Below are 4889 nucleotides of genomic sequence, written 5' to 3' on the forward strand. Positions count from 1 at the left end.
CGCTTCGCCAGCGAGCGGCGGACGGCCTCGCCGGGCGCGCCCGCGGGGAGCAGCACCACACCGGGCTTCGTGCAGAACTGCCCGACGCCGAGCGTGAAGGAGGCGGCCAGCCCCGCCGCGATGTCCTCCCCGCGTGCCGCCGCCGCGGGGCACACGACGAGCGTGTTGAGCGCGCCGAGCTCGCCGTAGAAGGGGATCGGCGACGGCCGGGACGAGGCGACGTCGAACAACGTCCGCCCGGCGCCGAGGGAGCCGGTGAACGCGACTGCGGTCGTGCGTGGTGACCGCACCAGCCGCGCGCCCGCCTCGAAGCCGCTGACCAGGGCGAACAGTCCCGCCGGCGCGCCTGCCTCCCGCAGTGCCGCGAGCGCCAGCGCGCCGAGGCGGGCACTCAGGACCGGGTGCGCCGGATGGGCCTTCACGACCACCGGGCAGCCTGACGCGAGCGCGGACGCCGTGTCGGTGCCGAGAACGCTGAACAGGAACGGGAAGTTGCTCGCGCCGAACACCGCGACCGGGCCGAGCGGCACCCGCACGCGGGCCAGGCGGGGCAGACCGGCGTCGACCGTGGCGTCCAGGTAGGACCCCTCGACGGCGACGTCGGCGTAGTACCGCAGCTGGACGGAGGTGCGGCCGATCTCCATGCGCAGCCGCTCCTCGCCGAGCCCGGTCTCCCGGTCGGCGACCGCGACCAGCTCGTCGACGGCGGCGGGCACCTCGATCGCGTCCGCGACCGCGTACAGCCAGCGCTTCCGTTCCGCCGGCGGCGTCGCCGCGACCACCGGTGCCGCGGCGGCGGCCGCCGCGAGCCCCGCGTCCACTTCGGACGCTGAGCTGGTCGGGACCTCCTCGACCGCGCCGCCCGTGCGTGCGTCGTAGCTGATGTCGGTCATGCGGTCTCCTTAGCGGACAAGGACTGCCACGTGTCCGGGGTCACCCGGCATGGACCGCCCTCGTGCACGTCCATGCGGCACTCGACGACGTCCAGGGTGATGGTGGCGAGGCTTTCCCAGCGGGTGTGCGGTGGTAGCGACGGGTCGGCGTGGGCGCACAACGGCGCGCCGTCCTCGCGGTGGTACCGGAGCGCGGCGGCCCGCGCGTCCCTGCCCGGTGACCGCAGCGCGCCCGCGCGGGAACCGAGCACGGCGAGGCGTTCGATGGTAGTGGACTCCTCCGGGAGCGTGCGCTCCCCCGGTGCCAGCGCGGGGTCGAGGAAGTGGTTGGTGTGCAACAGGGTGGTGCCGGTCAGCTCGGCGACACCGGCGGGGCTCAGCTCGAGGCAGCGCGCCTCGTCGCGGGTCACGACCGTCAGCACCGACGACGCGGACAGCCGGGCCGACCGCGCCAGCGCCACCGCCTCGTCCACAGTAGACGCTTCGTCGAGGATCCGGCGGGCCACCACGTGGACCGGCACGCCGATGTCCGCGTGGTCGCTGCCGTGCCGCAGCACGTTGAAGTGCACGCCGAGGCCCGAGGAGTTGACCCCGATCTTGCCGACGATGCCGAACTCGGTGAACGTGCACACCGCGCGGCCCGGCCCCACCCCGATGGCACGCAGCAGCATCACGTGCCGAAAGGTGTCGTGCCAGTCCCAGGTCTGCACGGTGCGTGGTGCGACACCGTCGAGCACGACGGACGTCGAACACTCGCCCTCGCCGGTGGCGCCGACGGCGGCGAGGATCTCGGTGCGCCCGTTCAACGCACCCAGCTGCCACTCCTCGAGCCCGGCACCGGCCGCCACCCCCACCATCTCCTCGGCGAGGGCGGGCGCCCACGCCCGGGTCTCGGCGATGGCCCGCTCGCCCCACCCGCGGGCCTGTTCCGCGCCGACGCCGTGCGCGGCGAACAGTGCGGTGTACGACGTGAGGGCACGCTCGATGCGCGGCCGCCAGATGGCGCCCAGCGCGAGCCCCTGCTCGGCGGGCGACGGCTCCCGTGAGGTGTGGACCGGGATCATGCCACGCTCGACAGCACCGCGTCCCACGCCACCTCGGAGGCGAGCGCGCCGAGGCCGGCGGCCGTGCCGGTCAGCTCGACCTCGTCGGTGGTGAGCGCGAACAGCGTGTCGCCGTCCAGCTCGGTGTGGAACGGCTGGATCGCGCGGTGCATCGAGCTGTGCACCTGGGTGGCGAACTGCCGCAGCGCGACGTCGGTGAGCCGGACGTTGGTCACGACCACGGTGAGCGTCGTGTTGCCTGCGACCGTGCGGGCCGGGACGGCGCCGGTGGTGAAGCTGTCGGCGTAGTCGATGGCAGGCGTCCTGCGCTCGCCGGTGTCGCGGTGGTAGTTGCCCCGCACCACCGTGCCGTCGCGGTCGACGACCACGCCGACCGCGTTCACCACGGTGACCACGAGCACCTTCGCGTCGCCGAACGCGCCGAACGCCGCGCCCTGCCCGGCGAACTCGGCCCGGTCGTAGTCGATCTTGCCGACGGACGTGGCGCGGCCTGCCCCGCACTGCCCGACCGGGACCCGCCCCGCCAGCGAGTTCTCCAGTGCCGCCCTACCGAGCGCGGCGTCGGGTGCGATCGCCGTCGCCCTGGTGGAGAAGTCGTAGACCACGGCGCCGGACACGTGCGCGAGCGCGGCCCAGTGGGTGCGGTTCTCCGCGCGGTGCAACAGTTCCGTGCTCACCCCGGCGGCCGCCTCCAGCCCGTACACCGAGCCGCCGGCGAGCACGACGGCGTGGTGGAACTGGTAGCCGCCGGACAGCCCGACGGCGCCACCCCGCGCGTCGACCGCGGTGCGGGCGCCCTTCGGCACGTAGATCACCGTGCAGCCGGTGGGCCCCTCGCCGTACTCGGCGGTGCCGGCGTAGATCCCCGGCAGGTCGAACTCGACGACTCCTCGGCCGGGGCTGGGCTGCGGGACCAGCGGCACGTCGTGGTTGGTGAGCGCGCCGGGCAGGAACTCCGACCTCCTGGCCAACCTTGGCTCAGTCACATGGCCTCCTCTGTCTGCACGATCTGGCCGTGCCGCATCACGACCGTGCGGTCGGCTGTGTACTTCACCGCCGCGAGGTCGTGGCTGATGAACAGGGCGGCGAACGGGATCTCCGCGCGCAGGTCCTTGACGAGGTTGAGGATCTGCGCCTGCACGGAGACGTCCAGCGCGCTCACGGCCTCGTCGAACACGACGAACGGCGGCCGGGTGATCAGCGCCCGCGCGATCGAGACCCGCTGCCGCTGCCCGCCGGACAGCTCGTGCGGGTACCGGCGCGCGAACGACGCCTCGAGGCCGACCTGGTCGAGGCTCTCCTCGGCGCGACGGGCGAGCTCCGCCCTCGGCGTGCCACCGAGCACCGCGAGGGGTTCCGCGACGCACTGACCGACCCGCATCCTCGGGTTGAGCGACCACTGTGGATGCTGGAGCACGGCCTGCATCCGGCCGGCCAGATCCCTGCGCCGCTTGGGAAACGGGCGACCCTCGAACCGAACCGTGCCGCTCGTCGGTGCCCGCAGGCCGAGCGCGACCATGCTGGTGGTGGTCTTGCCGGAGCCGGACTCCCCCACCAGGCCGAGGATCTCGCCGTCGGCCAGCTGGAGCGACACGTCCCGCATCGCGTCCACCCGGCGGCGCCGCCACGGCGGTCCCGAGGTGAAGGTGACGGTCACCTCGTCCAGTTCCAGGATCATCGGCCCGCCCCCACCGGTGCGCGGTGGCACAGCACGTCCCGGTCGCGCAGGCGGACGAGCGGCGGCCGGGACGTGCCGCACGACCCGACGGCCTCGGGACAGCGCGGTGCGAACGCGCACCCCTTCGCCGGGCCGGTCAGCACCGGTGGCTGGCCGGGGATCGACGCGAGCCGCTCCCCCTCCTCGACGGCGCCGGGGACCGCACGCACCAGCGCGGCGGTGTACGGGTGCTGCGGCGCACGCAGCACGTCGGCCGCCGCGCCCGACTCCACCACCCGCCCGCCGTACATCACCGCGACGCGGGAACACCGCCTGCCGACCGCCGGCAGGTCGTGGCTCAGCCACAGGATCGTGGTCCCCGTCTCGGCGGCCAGCGAGAAGATCACGTCGAGGACGTCATCGCGGATCTGGGCGTCCAGCGCCGCGGTCGGCTCGTCGGCGACGAGGATCCCCGGCTCCCGCGCCATGGCCATGGCGATCGCGACCCGCTGCGCCATCCCGCCGGACAGCTGGTGCGGGTAGGACCTGGCCACCCGCGCGGGGTCGGTGAGCCGTACCCGCTCGAGGTGCGCCAGCACGTCACCGCGACCCCGGAGCACGAGCGCCACCTGCCTGCCCACCCGCATGGTCGGGTCGAGCGAGCCGATCGGTTCCTGGAAGACGAAGCCGAGCCGGTCGCGCCGCAGCTCCCGCAGCTCGGTGGGCCGCAGACGGTGCACGTCCGCCCCGTCGACGCGCACCGCCCCATCGGCGATCGTCGCGGGCGGTGGCAGCAGGCCACCGACCGCCGAGCCGAGCGTCGACTTGCCCGACCCGCTCTCGCCGACGATCCCCACTGTCTCCCCGGCCGAGACAGTGAGGGTGGCGCCGTCGAGTGCCCGCACCCCGTTGTCGTAGTCGACCTCCAAGCCGTCGACCTCCAGCACGTGTGTCATGTCAGCGACCGGGCCTTCCTCGGTTCCAGGCTGTCGCGCAGGCCGTCGCCGAACACGTTGATCGCGAGGATCGCCACGACGAGCACGGCTCCTGGCGAGATGACCAGCCACGGCGCGGTGAGCAGGTAGGCACTGCCCTGCTGGATCAGGGCGCCGAGCGAGGACTGCGGCGGCTGCACGCCGAAGCCGAGGAAGCTCAGCCCGCCCTCGACGAGGATGCCCATCGACAGCGCGTAGGTGCCCTGGACGGCGACGGTGCCGGAGTCGTTCGGCAGCACGTGCCGCAGCAGGATCCTCGGCCACCTGGCGCCGCTGATGA

6 protein-coding genes are annotated in these 4889 nt (G+C 73.8%); all 6 read right to left on the minus strand.

The window, feature by feature from the left end; genetic code table 11:
* Nucleotides 1-893 (minus strand): aldehyde dehydrogenase family protein (locus ACJ73U_RS11255; protein ID WP_407777513.1); only part of this gene is annotated, 893 nt, incomplete at its 3' end.
* On the minus strand, nucleotides 890-1957 hold the full coding sequence (locus ACJ73U_RS11260; RefSeq protein WP_407777514.1) for a C45 family autoproteolytic acyltransferase/hydolase: 1068 nt from the start codon (nucleotides 1955-1957) through the stop codon (nucleotides 890-892). The genes ACJ73U_RS11255 and ACJ73U_RS11260, both read right to left, overlap by 4 nt.
* Complete coding sequence (locus ACJ73U_RS11265; RefSeq protein WP_407777515.1) at nucleotides 1954-2943, minus strand: P1 family peptidase; 990 nt, start codon at nucleotides 2941-2943, stop codon at nucleotides 1954-1956. The genes ACJ73U_RS11260 and ACJ73U_RS11265 overlap by 4 nt, the downstream gene beginning before the upstream one ends.
* Nucleotides 2940-3635 carry an ABC transporter ATP-binding protein gene (locus tag ACJ73U_RS11270; protein WP_407777516.1) on the minus strand — a complete coding sequence of 232 codons (696 nt, stop codon included), beginning with the start codon at nucleotides 3633-3635 and terminating at the stop codon, nucleotides 2940-2942. Before ACJ73U_RS11270 ends, ACJ73U_RS11265 begins: the two co-directional genes overlap by 4 nt.
* The gene (locus ACJ73U_RS11275; protein WP_407777517.1) at nucleotides 3632-4570 is read right to left on the minus strand and encodes an ABC transporter ATP-binding protein; all 939 of its coding nucleotides are present in this window, start codon (nucleotides 4568-4570) and stop codon (nucleotides 3632-3634) included. The genes ACJ73U_RS11270 and ACJ73U_RS11275 overlap by 4 nt, the downstream gene beginning before the upstream one ends.
* On the minus strand, nucleotides 4567-4889 hold a 323-nt coding region (locus tag ACJ73U_RS11280), incomplete at its 5' end, for an ABC transporter permease (RefSeq protein WP_407777518.1). The genes ACJ73U_RS11280 and ACJ73U_RS11275, both read right to left, overlap by 4 nt.

The sequence above is a fragment of the Actinophytocola sp. genome, from assembly GCF_045807065.1.
Taxonomy (GTDB): Bacteria; Actinomycetota; Actinomycetes; order Mycobacteriales; family Pseudonocardiaceae; genus Actinophytocola.

Excerpts from the sequence above, each read along its gene's own strand:
- ACJ73U_RS11260 (WP_407777514.1), bottom strand. The coding sequence starts at position 1,957 with ATGATCCCGGTCCACACCTCACGGGAGCCGTCGCCCGCCGAGCAGGGG.
- ACJ73U_RS11270 (WP_407777516.1), bottom strand. The coding sequence starts at position 3,635 with ATGATCCTGGAACTGGACGAGGTGACCGTCACCTTCACCTCGGGACCG.
- ACJ73U_RS11275 (WP_407777517.1), bottom strand. The coding sequence starts at position 4,570 with ATGACACACGTGCTGGAGGTCGACGGCTTGGAGGTCGACTACGACAAC.